General features: G+C 66.6%; 8 protein-coding genes. 3 read left to right on the top strand and 5 right to left on the bottom strand.

Annotated elements, in window-relative coordinates; translation table 11 throughout:
• Positions 1–60 precede the first annotated feature (60 nt).
• Positions 61–3,996, top strand: a complete 3,936-nt coding sequence (locus ACFQ91_RS12415; protein ID WP_232623768.1) for a hypothetical protein — start codon at positions 61–63, stop codon at positions 3,994–3,996.
• A gap of 158 nt (positions 3,997–4,154) precedes the next feature.
• On the opposite strand, the gene ACFQ91_RS12410 is transcribed toward ACFQ91_RS12415, so the two are convergent.
• Complete coding sequence (locus ACFQ91_RS12410) at positions 4,155–5,120, bottom strand: ABC transporter substrate-binding protein (RefSeq protein WP_198500020.1); 966 nt, start codon at positions 5,118–5,120, stop codon at positions 4,155–4,157.
• 133 nt (positions 5,121–5,253) lie between these two features.
• Here ACFQ91_RS12410 and ACFQ91_RS12405 point away from each other — a divergent pair, with 133 nt between their 5' ends.
• Entirely contained in the window at positions 5,254–6,255 is a 1,002-nt protein-coding gene (locus ACFQ91_RS12405) for a siderophore-interacting protein (RefSeq protein WP_232623769.1), read from the top strand.
• On the opposite strand, the gene ACFQ91_RS12400 is transcribed toward ACFQ91_RS12405, so the two are convergent.
• Positions 6,225–7,121: a DMT family transporter gene (locus ACFQ91_RS12400; protein WP_344259005.1), complete on the bottom strand. Its 897-nt coding sequence runs from the start codon at positions 7,119–7,121 to the stop codon at positions 6,225–6,227. The two genes, ACFQ91_RS12405 and ACFQ91_RS12400, sit on opposite strands and share 31 nt — an antisense overlap.
• Before the next feature lie 187 nt (positions 7,122–7,308).
• Here ACFQ91_RS12400 and ACFQ91_RS12395 point away from each other — a divergent pair, with 187 nt between their 5' ends.
• The gene (locus ACFQ91_RS12395; protein ID WP_198500023.1) at positions 7,309–8,223 is read left to right on the top strand and encodes a LysR family transcriptional regulator; all 915 of its coding nucleotides are present in this window, start codon (positions 7,309–7,311) and stop codon (positions 8,221–8,223) included.
• Positions 8,224–8,383: 160 nt separating this feature from the next.
• On the opposite strand, the gene ACFQ91_RS12390 is transcribed toward ACFQ91_RS12395, so the two are convergent.
• From ACFQ91_RS12390 to ACFQ91_RS12380, 3 genes are all read right to left on the bottom strand, one after another.
• Complete coding sequence (locus ACFQ91_RS12390; protein WP_198500024.1) at positions 8,384–10,735, bottom strand: HNH endonuclease signature motif containing protein; 2,352 nt, start codon at positions 10,733–10,735, stop codon at positions 8,384–8,386.
• A gap of 373 nt (positions 10,736–11,108) precedes the next feature.
• Positions 11,109–12,632: an FAD-binding oxidoreductase gene (locus ACFQ91_RS12385; protein ID WP_232623771.1), complete on the bottom strand. Its 1,524-nt coding sequence runs from the start codon at positions 12,630–12,632 to the stop codon at positions 11,109–11,111.
• Between the two features lie 311 nt (positions 12,633–12,943).
• Entirely contained in the window at positions 12,944–14,389 is a 1,446-nt protein-coding gene (locus ACFQ91_RS12380) for an MFS transporter (RefSeq protein WP_232623772.1), read from the bottom strand.
• Positions 14,390–14,397: the final 8 nt, after the last annotated feature.

Raw genomic sequence — 14,397 nt, 5'->3', positions numbered from 1 at the left:
CAGCGGCCACGTCAAGCGCACTGCAGCGACCGGTGTGCGAGAGCAGTCGGAGGACTCCCCATGAGCAGAACGCCCACATCTCCCCCATCCGGGCACGACGACGAGTCCGACCGTCGCCCGACCCCCGAGGACTCGAACAGCAAGCCCGGCTCCGCCTCTGCCGCCAAGGGCACCGGGAGGGCCAAGGGAACCGGCGAGGTCAAGGGCACCGGGGAGAAGAAGACTGCCGACGGCACCAAGGACACAGAACCGGCGAAGTCGACCAAAGGTGCCAAGGGAACCGGCGCGGCAAAATGGGCCGACAAGGTCAGTGCCGACAGGGCAGCGAAGCCGACCGACGGGGTCAAGGGCACTGCTGACACGACGGCGGCCAGCCAGGTCAATGGCACGGGCACAGCGAAGTCGACCAACGAAGCCCCGGCCGCCCAGTCACCAGAGGGCGGCAGGGCGAGCGCCTCTGCCACGCCTGATGCAACTGCCAGGCCTGCCGCTGACTCGCCGAATGCCGCGGACACTGACACGGCCTCCGGAACCGATGACCTCGGCGGCGAGGCGGACGTCCCTGTGAAGCCGGGAGCTCCACCGACCAATTCCGCTCCTGACTCCACCGAGGCGACGGCGCAGTATCCGCGCTTCTCTCCGGAGGCCGCAGCGGCGGCCTCCGCAGCCGGAGCCGATTCCGGCGCTGCAACGAAGCAGGCCGCCGATCCCTATGCGTCACCGGACACGCCGTCGACGACGCCAGGAGTGCAAGCTCCCACACCGGGCACACAGCCTCAGCGACCCGGAACACAGCCTCCGGTGTCGGGTGCAGCCGACGGCGCCTCAACTGCGGCGGACTCAGCAAGCTCACCGGCTGGATCGCCCTACCCGGGCCAGCCCTCTCCGCAACCGGGCCAGCCGTACGCCCAGCAGAACCAGCCCGCTGCCCAGCAGGGCTCGCCGTACCCAAACCAGGGCTCGCCCTACCCGGGCCAGCCCTCTCCGCAGCCGGGCCTGCCGTACGCCCAGCAGGGCTCGCCCTATCCCGGTCAGAGCCACCTCGGTGCTCCGAGACCGTCATCGCGCTACACCGCTCCGCTCTCCCAGGGTGCGACGTGGCGGGCGATCCTCCTCCCGCCGGGAATCGCCCTCGCCGCGGGCATCGTCGTTGCGATCATCCTTGCCGCGATCGCCGGTTCGATGTCCGACCTCGACTCATTCACCGAGTACACGGGCATGAGCACCGACAAGATCGGCTACGCGCTCCCCTTCGTCCTCCTCGCCCTGGCACTGTTCGGCTCGGCGGCCGTGCGGTTCGAGTTCCAATCCGACGGATTCGCCGCGGCCAGTGGAGACATCATCCTCTCCGGCGCCCCGCTCATCATCACCGCAGTCGTCCTCGGCACGCTGTGGTGGTTCACCCGGTGGAGCGAGCTGCGTTCCCCCTCCCCCAATCGGGGGTCGACCTGGATCCGCATCGGCATCTCGGCCCTCGCCTTCACCGCCGTGCTCTTCGTCCTCCAGCTCATCTTCGCCGCCCGCTACTCGCTCATGGAAGGCAGTCAGGGCGCCACCCTCGAGTTCTCCGCGGTCACCCCGCGATCGTTCTTCCTTCCACTCCTCGTCGTCATCGCCGTGAGCATGTGGGGTCGCATCGCCGGTCATTTCAAGGGCACCGAGGCGGTCGGAGCGCGATTCCTCCGCTGGGTCGTCCCCGCCGCGCTCGTCGCCTGGATCCACCTCATCGTCATGGTCGCGATCATGTCCGTCGTCGCCCTCTTCGTCCTGCCTCTCGGGCTCGACCTTCCCGGGCAGCTCGTCCCCCTGACCTTCGTCAACATGGGCCTCGTCCTCACACTGCTCGTCCACCTCGGCGGCCTCACCGCCTCGATGACCGGCGTGTTCGGCATGGAGTCCGGAGGCTTCTCGGAGACGCTGACGATCTTCAGCGACGATGTGCCGGGGCAGCTGTGGCTGGGGCTGATCGCGGTCGTCCTCGCGGTGCTCGCGGCCTCCCTCGTCGCCACGGTCACGCGGCGTCCGTACTGGACCGCGCAGGGCCCCGATCCCCGGCAGTGGAGCACCGCATGGCGGATCCCCCTCGCATTCGCCGTGGTGTGGGGGCTGCTCTCGGTTCTCGCGCTGCCTCTGCGCGCGGCTGTGCAGGGCTCGGCACAGGCGACGGAGGTGTTCGGCGGCATGGGCGCGGCTGAGGCCGGCATCGGCGTGCTGGCCTGGTCGTTCCTCATCTTCGCTCTCTGGGGCGGTCTCATCGAGGTGGTCTCGCGCACCCTCGGGCCGAGGCTGGCGCTGACGATGCCCGGAGTCGCGAAGTTCCTCGCCGGGCGCGCGATTCATCCGCACTGGGGACACGCCCTCGGGATGAGCGAACCGCGCTATCCGCTCATCCACCCCGATGCCGTCGCCGGCGGATCGACTCCGCCCCCGCCGCCACCGGTGGCACCCGGGTACGCGGCGCCGGGCGGTGACGCGGGTGCGCCCGGACAGTCGGGCGCGGCTTCCCCGGGAACTGCCGGCACGTCCAGCCCAGCCGGTCATTCCGGTTCTGTCGCCCCGTCCGATTCCGCCGGATCTGCTGGCCCGGTCGCATCGGCTGGATACGTCGGATCCGCGGGCGGCCCGGGGTCCGGTGGCAGCAATCCCGGAGATGCGCAGTCCGCCGCGCCGACCACCTCGGCGTCGGGATCACAACCGGCAGGGGAGTCCCCTGCCCACCCCATCGCAGGGTCCTCCCCCGGCCGTCCCACCGTGGGACAGGACGCGTCTGCGCCCTACTCGTCTGCGCCCTACACGGCAGCGGCGGGCCCCTATACGACAGGGAACGCTGCGTCGGCATCGAGTCAGCAGCCGACCGCCCAGCAGTGGAACAGCAGTGCGGCCCCGCCGTCCGTTCCTCCGGCCGGATATCCCGCGGCCCCGCCGGCCAAGCCCTTCAACCGCAGGAAGGCGACGCTCGTCGGAGTGATCAGCGGCGCGGCGGTCCTCGTCCTCGTGGCGGGTCTGATCGTCGTCACGCAGGTCAACGGCGGAATGTTCGGCCCGGAGGCCACCGTCGAGAAGTATCTGCAGCGCCTCGCCGACGGTGACGCTGAAGGTGCTCTCGAGATCGCCGATGTCGACGTGCCCGCCGAGCAGCGGCAGCTGCTGACGAACGACATCCTCGGCGGCGCCAAGGCACTGCCGACCGACATCTCGGTCGCCGATGCCGATGTCGCCGATGATCAGGCGCTCGTGTCGGCGACGTTCGACCTCGGCGGGAGCAAGAGCACGACCGAGTTCTCGCTGGTGAAGTCGGGCAAGACCGCGGTCTTCTTCGACGAGTGGACGCTGCAGTCGCCGGAGCTCGCGCCCCTGACGGTGGACACGCCGGGGCTGAGCACGGTCAAGGTCAACGGGATCGACGTCGACACGACCGACTCGGCGCTCTCCCTGCCGGCGTTCCCCGCCCTCTACACCGTCGGGTTGGCGGAGAAGAGCGATCTCGTCTCTGCGGATCCGATCGAGGCCCGCACCTTCTTCGGCGGCAGCGTCGAGGACCAGGACCTCGATGGGGGCGATCCCGCGCTGCTCGCACCGGAGCCGACGGACGCGTTCCGCAGCGAGGTCGACAAGCAGGTCAAGACGCTCGTCGACAGCTGCGCGAAGAAGACCGTGGCTCAGCCCGACGGCTGCCCGTTCGGCTCGTACAGCGCCGAGAGCTTCGATGCCACGGATCTCAAGTGGTCGATCTCGTCGTATCCGACCGTCACGGTGTCCGACCCGTCGTCCGATCCGTACTACTACGACGGCGGAATGGGGGCCGGACCCAACGGCGGCCCGTCGTGGGCGATCACGACGGTCTCCGAGGGTGAGGCGCTGGTGACGGGCAGCTACGACTCGTTCTTCGACGACGGCGGGGCATTCGATGACACGGTGATCTTCTCCGTCGACGGCGTCGCTGAGATCGTCGACGGAAAGGTCGTCATCACCATCAGCGACGGCTACGACTTCTAGGACGACTCGTTGCTGCCGGAATGCTCGACACTCATCATGGTCGGTCGCTGCGGGAGGGAGCGCATCGATGACACCGGTCGGGATCGCTTCCGGTCGGGATCACATCCGATTCTCATCGTTCTCGGCCCCGGCCAGCTCCGGTCCTGAGCTCAGCCGGATCAGTTCTTGTCGATGTCCTCGGCTCGGTCGAGCACCTCGGCGAGATCGTTGAGCCATGCCGCATACCCGTCGTAGGTGAAGGCGCGCTTGTCATCCCAGGTGCCGGTCTGCCCGGCCTTGACCGTCGGCAGGCTGAGGTAGATCGGATTCGTCTCGAAGTCGGCCGAGGCGTCGTGGACGAGGAGGACATCGGCGGAGTAATCGCTGATCTTCTCCCACGAGACCTCGGCCCACGAGCTGTCGGCGCCGGGGTCGGGTCCCACGAGGGTCACGCCGTCGTCGGCGAGCATCCGGGCGATGCCGAGGTCCTTCGCGGTGTAGATGATGTCGGCATTGAAGTTCGCGAGGAGCACCGTGAGCCAGTCCTTGTCGGCGGTGACGTCGCGGATGCGCTGCCGTGCCGCATCGAAGTCGCGGCGCTGTGCGGTGATCTCCGCGGAGTCGGTGTCTGCACCGATCGCCTGGGCGACGGCGGCGTACTGGCCGAACATGTCGTCGGGCGTCTGGTCCTGGAGCTTGATCGGGACGAATGGGACGAGCGAGGTGACCTGCTCCCTGAGCTTGTCATCCCACCAGGTCCAGCCGTCGCCGGTCTCGTTGCCGTAGGCGACGACGATGTCGGGCCTTGTCGCGGCCAGCGCCTCGGTGTCGAGCTCCATGTCGGTGCCGACGATCTCGACGCCTGTGGTGTCGAACGACTTCCCCGGGGACTCGTTCTGCCCGAATCCGAAGACCGCGACGGGTGTGATGCCGTACGGCGCGAGCGCGGCCGCGGAGTAGAAGTCCATCGCGATGCGCTCAGCTGGTCTGTCGAGTGAGACGGTGACGCCGTCGTAGCCGGCGGGCGAGTACGAGAAGTTCTTGGCGGACGATTGAGCGGTCCCGGACTCGGATGCCTCGGTGGAGCAGGCGACGAGGGCGAGCGGAGCGAGAGCGGTGAGAGCCAGGAGCTGACGTCGGCGCATGACGACCTTTCGAGAGGGAACGGGAACGAGATCACCGTAGCATCATTGTGGAGAGGCTAACCTAACAAAGATGTTATGCTCGTCGAGTACCAGCCGGATCGCTCCTGCCTGTGCAGGAGGCAGAGGAGAACACGTGTCACGAGCATCCATCGGCGCTTTCGAGGCCACCGTCATCGGCATCGAGGACCTGAGCCCCTCATTCCGCCGCATCACCTTCGGCGGCGACGACTTGGCGGATTTCGGCACCGACGGGCACCCGCGTGATCTGCGGTTCAAGCTCATCATCCCGCCGGGCGGACTGAGCGCTCCGGAGTTCGACCTCCTCGGTTTCTTCGCCGAGCAGGTCGAGGCCGGGAACCCGTGGTACCAGGCGTGGCTGCAGGTCGATGAGGATGTCCGCGGAGCGATGCGCACGTACACCGTCCGCGAGTGGCGCAGCGATGCCCGAGAACTCGTCGTCGACATGGTGCTCCACATCGATGACGACGGCCATTCGGGTCCGGCGGCGACCTGGGCCAAGAACGCTGAGATCGGCCACCGACTGCACATCATCGGGCCGTCCCGTCACCACCAGGGCGCGTACGGCGGCATCGAGTTCGACTGCGGCGACGCCGATCAGATCCTGCTCGCCGGTGACGAGACCGCTGTCCCGGCCATCGCCTCGATCCTCGATTCCCTCAAGGACGCGACCGTCAGCGGCAGGGCTGTCATCGAGGTTCCGAGCGCTGACGACATTCTCGATCTCACGGCGCCCGAGGGCTTCGAGGTCGAATGGCTGCCGCGCGGCGACGCGGACTTCGGCGCGCTTCTCGAGCCGGCAGTGCGGGAGGCCGTGCGTGCAGAGAACAAGGCCCTCGCCGAGGTGGGGGCGTCGGTGTCCGCAGGAGGCGGAGTCGAACTCGAGGATGTCGACATCGACGAGGAGATCCTCTGGGACACGCCTACCCGGCTCACACAGGCTGCGCAGAGCAGTTCGAGTGACACCGAGCGCGGCTCCCGCCCGTTCTATGCGTGGATCGCCGGCGAGGCCGGACCGGTCAAACGACTGCGCCGCTACCTTGTGCAGGAGGTCGGCGTCGACCGCAAACAGGTCGCGTTCATGGGCTACTGGCGACAGGGCAAGGCCGAGGGCTGAGCACCCGGCGACCGGACCGACTGCACCGATCTGAGAATCTGCGGACCGATAGCGCAGCCGGCGCCGACCAGGCAGAGGACGCCGCCGACTGCTGCCAGGGGCGGCGGAACCTCGGCGAGAACAATCCAGGCAAGGACGACGACGATCGCCGGCACGAGCAGACTCGACGAACTCAGCAGGCCGGCAGGGAGCACGCGGATCGCATAACCCCACAGGTTGAACGCGATGGCCGTGGGCACAATGCCCAGGTAGATCACTTGGAGAGTGATGTCGATGGGGGCTGCGGCGACCTCGGTGAGGAGGCTCGGGGTGAAGATCAGGCAGGCGAGGGTGCCGGCGAGAATGCCCAACCACGTCACGGTCACCGAATCCTCGCCGGAGAGGAAGTGCTTCTGCAGGAGCACGCACGCGGCGTAGAGGAGCGCCGCTGAAAGGCTCAGCACAAGACCGCCGATGGTGAAGACTCCGGTGAAGCTCGCGACCGTGATGAGCACGATTCCCGCCAGGGAGACGAAGATGCCGACGAGCAGACGCCACGGCAGCCCCTCACCGAGGACGATGCCGGCGAAAACCTCGATGATGAGCGGGGCGATGTTGACGATCATCGAGGCGGTCCCAGCATCGATCGAATGCTCAGCGGCATTGAGGACGACGACGTAGGCGGCGAACCACGCCACTCCCCAGAGTGCGACGATGAACCATACTCTCGGCGACGAGGGGATGCGGGGCCTGCGGAAGACCATCCAGAGTGAGAGGACCACGGCTGCCGCGATGCAGCGCAGCAGCGCCATCGCGCCCGGGCTGAAATGAGCAGCGGCATCGCGGATGACGACGAATGACGACGCCCAGAACACCATGGTGAGCAATGCGGCGATCCACGGCAACGCAGGAATCCTGTCACTCAGGGACGGTCGCCGTTCAATTCGATTCATTCGCTCTGTTGGACGGTCGGCGTCAGGATTGTGTCTCATAACCTCGATCATTCCGTCTGCGACTGTCCATGAAAAGCGCACACTATTGCACAACTGTGCGCGCTCTCAATACGATCCGAGAATGCACTCGGTGTCGCATCTCCAGTCATTCAAGTCCGTCGCGGTCACGGGTTCAGTGCGGTCGGCCGCTCAGCACCTCGGCCTGTCGCCGTCTGCCGTCAGCCATCATCTCAAGCTTCTCGAGAAGCAGACCGGCCTCACTCTCTTCACGAGACGTGGGCGCAGACTGGGCTTGACGGATACCGGTTCGGCCATCCTCGCTGACATTGACGCCGTGCTCGAATCGACGAGCCGTTTGCAGCAGCGAATCTCTGAGCTGCAGGAGAGCCGCGTCGATCGGCTCTCGATCGCATACTTCGCTTCGGCAGGCACTCGTTGGCTTCCCGAGCTTGTCGCCTACCTCGAGCACCGTTATCCCCATACTGCCGTTCAGCTCAACCTCGCCGAAGGACCATGGACCGAACTCGAATCCGACATCCAGGTCATGATCGCCGAATCCCCGGAGCTCAGCCTTCCCTCCGGGGTCGACAGCAGCTTCCTCATCGAAGATCCGTACGTTGCAGCAGTACCCGAAGACCACCCAATGGCCGCAGCAGACTCGATTTCCCTCAGCGACCTCGCCCAGCTGCCATGGATCGACAACGACACCGGGGGCGGCCCATGCCGGACGATCCTCTTCGACGCATGCGCGCGAGCAGGGGTCCCGGTCCACTTCAAGCACGAGGCCCACAGTTTCCCCACGGCTCTGCATATGGTCAGCCGCGGACTGGGTGTGACGGTTCTTCCCCGCCTCGGAATTGATCCGCTGCCCGCCGGGGTGGCGGTCGTTCCCTTGGCCGATCCCGTTCCGACTCGTTATATCCATGCCATCAGCGATCCCGGGCATCCTCAGCAGGCCCTTCTCGCCGATGCCATCGCGGCTCTGCGCGATCTGGCCAGCGACGACGCAGAACTGGTGCCGGAAAGCCGCAGATGAATAGTCACAGATGAATGAATGTTCACAGATGAATGGTCTGATCGAGGCCGGTTCAATCATCCGAAACGCCGGTACCCGGACTGATCTGAGTCGCTCGGCCCCTCGAGTTGCGATTCCACCGCAATCGACTGTGTGAAGGCAGAGTGGTCCCCTGGCCCGGTCAGCACGGTGGTCGACTCGACCCGTTCGCACCCGACCCGCCCCCACCGGCATCATCAAGGCCGCCCGTGTCGGCGAGGTCGTCGAAGAGAGTGCTCATGATGTCCTCGGCAAGGAACCGGGGATGGAAGATCGGTTCCCGGGCAGGATCGACCGATGCCGGTGGCACCCACGCCGGGCGCCCATTGGTCATCATCCGCATCTCCCACTCCGACCGGTCCATCAGATGATGATGAGCACTGCACGCCAGTGCCAGATTATTGATCTCCGTGCGCCCTCCCCGGGCATGCGGGATCACATGATTGGCATCACACCACCCCGGAGGGGCATCACAGCCCGGGAACGTACACCCCTTGTCACGGGCCGTGACCACTGCGATCTGCTGCTTGTTGGCAAACCTCTTCTCCGTGAGTACCTGCACCGTCTTCGCCTTCTGTGACACCAGATGGAAGAACACCTGCCCGTTCAACCCGCGGGTCTGCAGTTCACTGATCGGGATCGGCGTCTCAACACCGGTGGTGCCCTCCCCGGTGCCGTGGGCCAGGTCCTCAGCCGTCGCAGTTACGACGAGCGCGTAGGGGGTCCCGGCCCCGGCCTGGTCCATGCTGATCCGCGAGACCAGAGTCGCGAACCGTTCATAGATCCACGCCCTCGCCGTGGGCTGCTCAGCAGTCAGATCGACCCGGGACCCGTCAGCACGCACCCCGACACCCACAAGGAACTCACTGTCCTCCGGCGTACCCGGAATCTCACCGGGACTAGTGTTGCTAGTGCCGGCTGCGCCGGTAGAAGTGGTGGTGCTGCCGTCGAAGTTAGTGTTCTGCGGACCGCCAGCGCCGTTGGCATCAGATGAGCCGTCAGGGTTCGTCATTCCGTTGACGCGCGAACCGTTGGGGTCGGCAGTGCCGTTGGGGCCCGAACCGTGCCCGGCGGCTACCTGGCCAACCGTCGGTAGCGGTGCGTCGAACCGGTCACCACGCAACACGGAATCGACAACGTCGAACAGAGACTCCTGACCGTCAATCACGGTGTCATTCCCAGCGTGAACTCCACCGCCATCGGCGGCCGCATCGAAGACACCATCACCAGGATTCCCGCAGGCATCCGAACCATCGGCGTCGGCGCCGGTGGGTACTCCGAAGGCATTACTGTCACTGACGGTGGGGCTGGTGTCCTGGTCTGGGGTGGATTCGGTCGCGGATTTGATCCGTGAGGTCAGCAACCCGTTCAACGCCGCCCCCGCCACGGGGTCGAGGAGACCATTGAGCACCCAGTCACCATTGCGTTTGGGTCGCATCGTCACCGCATAGTCACTGCGCGGTGTCTCCTCGACCGGTTTCTTCCCATCCGGGTCGATATACCCCAGCATCCGGTTAAAGATCGCACGAATATCAGTGACTCGAACCGTCGGAGCATAGCCGACGAGACGTTTTTCCACATCCGCCCGCTGCTCCGGGCTCACCCAGTCGGGGAGGGCGGCCAGGCAGTCATCAATGGTCTTCGCCTGCCCTGCCGACAACGCACCCGCGTGGAGGGCTTCGGAGACTTCGGGACACAAGGGTTTCAGCGCCTGCCCGGCCAGATCCACCCGCCCACCGAGGTTCTTGGCCATCTCGGCCCGCCGATGGGCTTCTGTCCGGGTGAGGTTGAGTCGGTCCTGGATGAGGGACTTCGTGTCCTTCGCCCCCGTCTCCGCCGGTGTCCCCACCCGGTCATAGACGGACAGGGCGAGAATCGACAGAGCTTCCGAGACCCGAGAAAGGGCTTCGGCACCGTCGACGAGGAGGAGTGCCTCGTCGGGGCCCATGGGTTTGTCGAAGGACCGCAGTTGGGCATCGAGAGCCATGAGCGTGGTGATGCCGGTGGTGACTTCCGGGGCGAACGCGGACAGGTCCGCCCACGCGGTGCCGGTGAAGAGAGGGTGCCTGCTCACCCAGGCGGGCACGTCGGTGTCCCCGTCCAACGCGGCAGCGGCCGCAGCGATCTCAGCGATCTCGTCGTCGACGGAATCGTGTTCCTCACCCGAGGGTGTCGATGGATCACTGGCGGCATCAGTGGTGTGGGGGCTGGCTGACTCGTGTGCGGCATCGTCGTCGACGGTGTCGAAGTAGGTGCTCTCCGGCTCGGGGCTGTGGTCTTCGGCGGGTGGGGTGGGGGTGAGGGCGGTGAAGGTGTCGGCGAGGGGGTTTCCGGTGAGGTCGATGCCGGCGTTGGTGAGCTGATCGAACAGGGATTCGGTATCCGGGGTGTCACCAGTGGATGGGGAGGATTCCGGCGTCGAGGACTCGCCCGTGTGCGCACCTGCGGCGTCGTTGCCGGGGGTGGGGTGCTTGCGGTTCGGGGTGAGAGTCATGGTGTCCAGGGGTCCATTCGCCATTGTCCATGTCGTGTGACCTATTATACACCGTTGCGGTGCGTGTCAAGATGTTTCTTTGTTTTTTGTTCGACTATTTTCCAAGTGTTCTAGGTTCTTCGATTCATAGCGCAAGTTGTGTTGTCTACGTGCCGATGCGTGTCCCGACATCGGTGTCGGGTTGGGTTCGTATGTGTTCCAGGGTGGGTCAACGCTACAGGCCGCTGCTGACACGACCCGAGTACTCGCGCACATACCGTAGACGACCCTGCAGTGCCCAAAGCCGAAGTACGTGTGCATCACAGGCTCATCTTCTGCATCCGGCACGCAGACCTCCACGCGGGCACCCAACCCACCAGTCCCCCGCCTCCGCTCAGAGACCGCCGAGCATCTTCCCCGGATTGAGGATCCCGAGCGGATCGAGCGCGTTCTTCACCGCGAGCTGCATCCTCTGCGCCCCAGCGTCGAGCTCCTCGCCCAGCCAGTCCCTCTTCAGGTATCCGACGCCGTGCTCGCCGGTGATCGTCCCACCGAGCTCGAGGCCGATGCGCATGATCTCCCCGAAGACCTCGAGCGCCTTCGCGGTCTCCGCCTCGTCGGCGGCATCGAAGAACACCGACGGGTGCGTGTTCCCGTCTCCCGCATGCGCGACGAGCGAGATCGTCAGCCCCGACGACTCCCGCAGCGCGTCGAGTCGGTCGCAGAACTCCGGCATCGCCGCCCGCGGCAGACACACGTCGTCGAGCAGCTGGCCCCCGCCATGCGCACCGGCGAACTTCTCGTACGCCGGCTGGATCATCCGCCGTGCGGCGATGAGGTCGGCGGAATCGGCGGGATCATCGGAGTACGCAACGTCGAGGGCACCGCACGCGTGGGCCACCTCGGCGAAATTCGCCATCATCGCCTCCGACTCAGCCGCCGCGAGATCGACCTGCATGATGAGCATCGACCCGGCCTCCCCGTCGAGGCCGAAGTCGCCGTATGCATTGAGCATGGTCAGGCTCGAACCGTCGAGGAACTCGAACAGGCTCGGCACTCCGCCGCCGGCCATGAAGTCGGCGACCGTCTGCAGGCCGCTGCGCTCATCGGGGAACGTCGCGACCGCGGTGAACGGGTCGGGCAGGGCGGGCACGAGCCGCAGGGTCGCCTCGACGATGACGCCGAGCGTGCCCTCGGACCCGATGAAGAGCTGCCGCATATCGAGCCCCGCGACGCCCTTCGCGGTCTGCGGACCGAGCACGCTCAGCGTCCCATCGGCGAGGACCACCGTGAGACTGCGGACATAATCCCTGGTCACGCCGTACTTCACGCAGCACAGGCCACCCGCGTTCGTCGCGATGTTCCCGCCGATCGACGAGATCCCCACCGACCCCGGATCCGGCGGGTACGACAGCCCGAACGGCGCGAGGTGGTCCTTGAGGTCCTGGTTGATGATCCCCGGCTGCACGGTGACCGTCCGCTCCGCCTCGCTGACGGCGACGACGTCATTCATCCGCGCCACGCTGAGCAGGATCGCCCCCGGTGAGGCGTTCGCGCCGCCCGAGATCCCCGAGCGCGCCCCCTGCGGGACGACCGGAATCCGATGTTCGGTGGCGAACCGCATGACCTCTTGGACGTCGCTCGCCGAGGTGGCCCTGACCAGGGCGATCGCGCCCTCGGCCGGGCAGAACAGGGCTTCGTCCCGGGCGTGGGCGGCGATGATGTCGGGGTCCGTCGTGAGCACCCCTTCGCCGAGGCGGGACGCGAGCTCGGCCAGGGGCGGGACAGCGACCCTGCGGGAATCACCCGCCGAGGCATTCCCGTCGGCATCCCCGACCGCAGCGCCTGCCGTTCCCATCGTGGGCTCCCCCGCACCCGTGCTTCCGGCCACTGGCGTCGCTGAATTCTGCTCGGTCATCGTCTCGGTCCCTTCACGCGGATGGCGGCCGGCGCCGCCCGTCTTCCCCGTCATCGTCGCATCATCGGCCGTCATCTCGCCGAGGTGGTCCGACGGCAAGTACGGCTCTGTCGTCACCGGAGGGCATCGCGCCATAACCACGAGCCATTCCATTGTCAGAGGCGACCCCGTCCCACCCACCTCGTCACCGGAGGGCATCGCGTCGTCACCGCAGGCAGACCTCGTCGTCACAGAGGCTACCCCGCCACCACCACAGGTCGCCTCCGTCGCCACCGGAAGTCACCGGGGTTCTGAGGAGCCGCCTCGGCGAGCTATGGTCCGCTCACCCTATCGGGCACCGGTGCTGCCCTGAGGACGAGGGTGACGATTCCGGCGGCGACCATCGCCGCGCCGACGACCCACATTCCGGCGTTCTGGGCGCCGGTGAGCTCGGCGAGCCAGCCGGTGATGTACGGGGCGAAGAATCCGGCCGAATTGCCGAGCGAATTGATGAGCGCGAGCCCGGCGGCCGCTCCCGCGCCCGCGAGGAACGTCTGCGGCAGCGGCCAGAACGTCGGCAGCGCCGCGCAGATCGACATCGCCGTGACGGTGACCGCGATCATCGTCGTGAACGGGGAGCTGAGGTAGAGGGCGATGGGGATCGAGATGCCGCCGATGAAGAGCGGGATCGCGACGTGCCACACCCGCTCGCCCGTGCGATCGCCGTGCCGGGACCAGAAGAACATCGACAGCGCCCCGAAGACGTAGGGGATGGCGGTGATGAAGCCGATCTCGACGATCGAGTACTCGGTGCCGAAGGTCTCCTGGAAGCCGGCGATGATCGTCGGAAGGAAGAAGCTGAGCGCGTAGAGACCGTAGACCATGCCGAAGTAGACGAATGACAGCGCCCACACGCGCGGCTGGAGCAGCGAGCGGCGGACCGGGTAGTGGAAGGTCTCGGCCTTGCTGTTCTCCTCGGAGTCCATCCGCGCCTGCAGCCATTCCCGCTCCTCCGGTTCGAGCCACTGCGCATCCCGCGGTCGGTCGGTGAGGTAGAAGAGGCACACGATGCCGAGGATGATCGCGGGCACCCCCTCGATGATGAACATGAACCGCCACCCGGCGAAGTCCTCGAACAGCGCATTGCCGCTCGAGATCAGCCACGACGAGAGCGGGGAGCCGACGACCGAGGAGAGCGGGATCGCGAGCATGAACAGTGCCGTCGCCCGCGCCCGCATCGTCGTCGGGAACCAGTACGTGAGGTAGAGGATGATGCCGGGGAAGAATCCCGCCTCGGCGACGCCGAGGAGGAACCGCAGCGCGTAGAGCCAGAACGCATTGGGTACGAACGCCATGAGCGCGGCGACGAGACCCCAGCTGATGAGGATGCGCGCGAGCCATCGCCGGGCCCCGAAGCGGTGGAGCGCGAGATTCGAGGGCACCTCGAGCAGGAGGTAGCCGAAGAAGAAGATGCCCGCGGCGAATCCGAACTGCGTGGCGCTGAGGGCGAGGTCCTCGGTCATGCCGCCGGGGCCGGCGATGCCGATGTTCGTACGGTCGAGGTAGTTGATGAAGTACATCGCGATGATGAACGGGATGAGTCGGACGATGACCTTGCGCATCGTCCGCTTCTCCAGCGCGGCCTCGGCGGTGGTGGGGGAAGCGTTCGCCGAGGTGGGGCCCGGGTTTCTCCGGTGACCAGGATCGTTCGCCGAGGTGGGGCCCGGGTGCGCGGCCGCACCGTCCCCGGTTCCGGGCTGGTTCGCATCGGTTGCCATGTGATCTC

Source organism: Brevibacterium sp. NPDC056726, from assembly GCF_042790515.1.
Taxonomy (GTDB): Bacteria; Actinomycetota; Actinomycetes; order Actinomycetales; family Brevibacteriaceae; genus Brevibacterium; species Brevibacterium sanguinis.
Note: the sequence above shows the minus strand (reverse complement) of the source record. Positions and strands in the feature narration are given on the sequence as shown.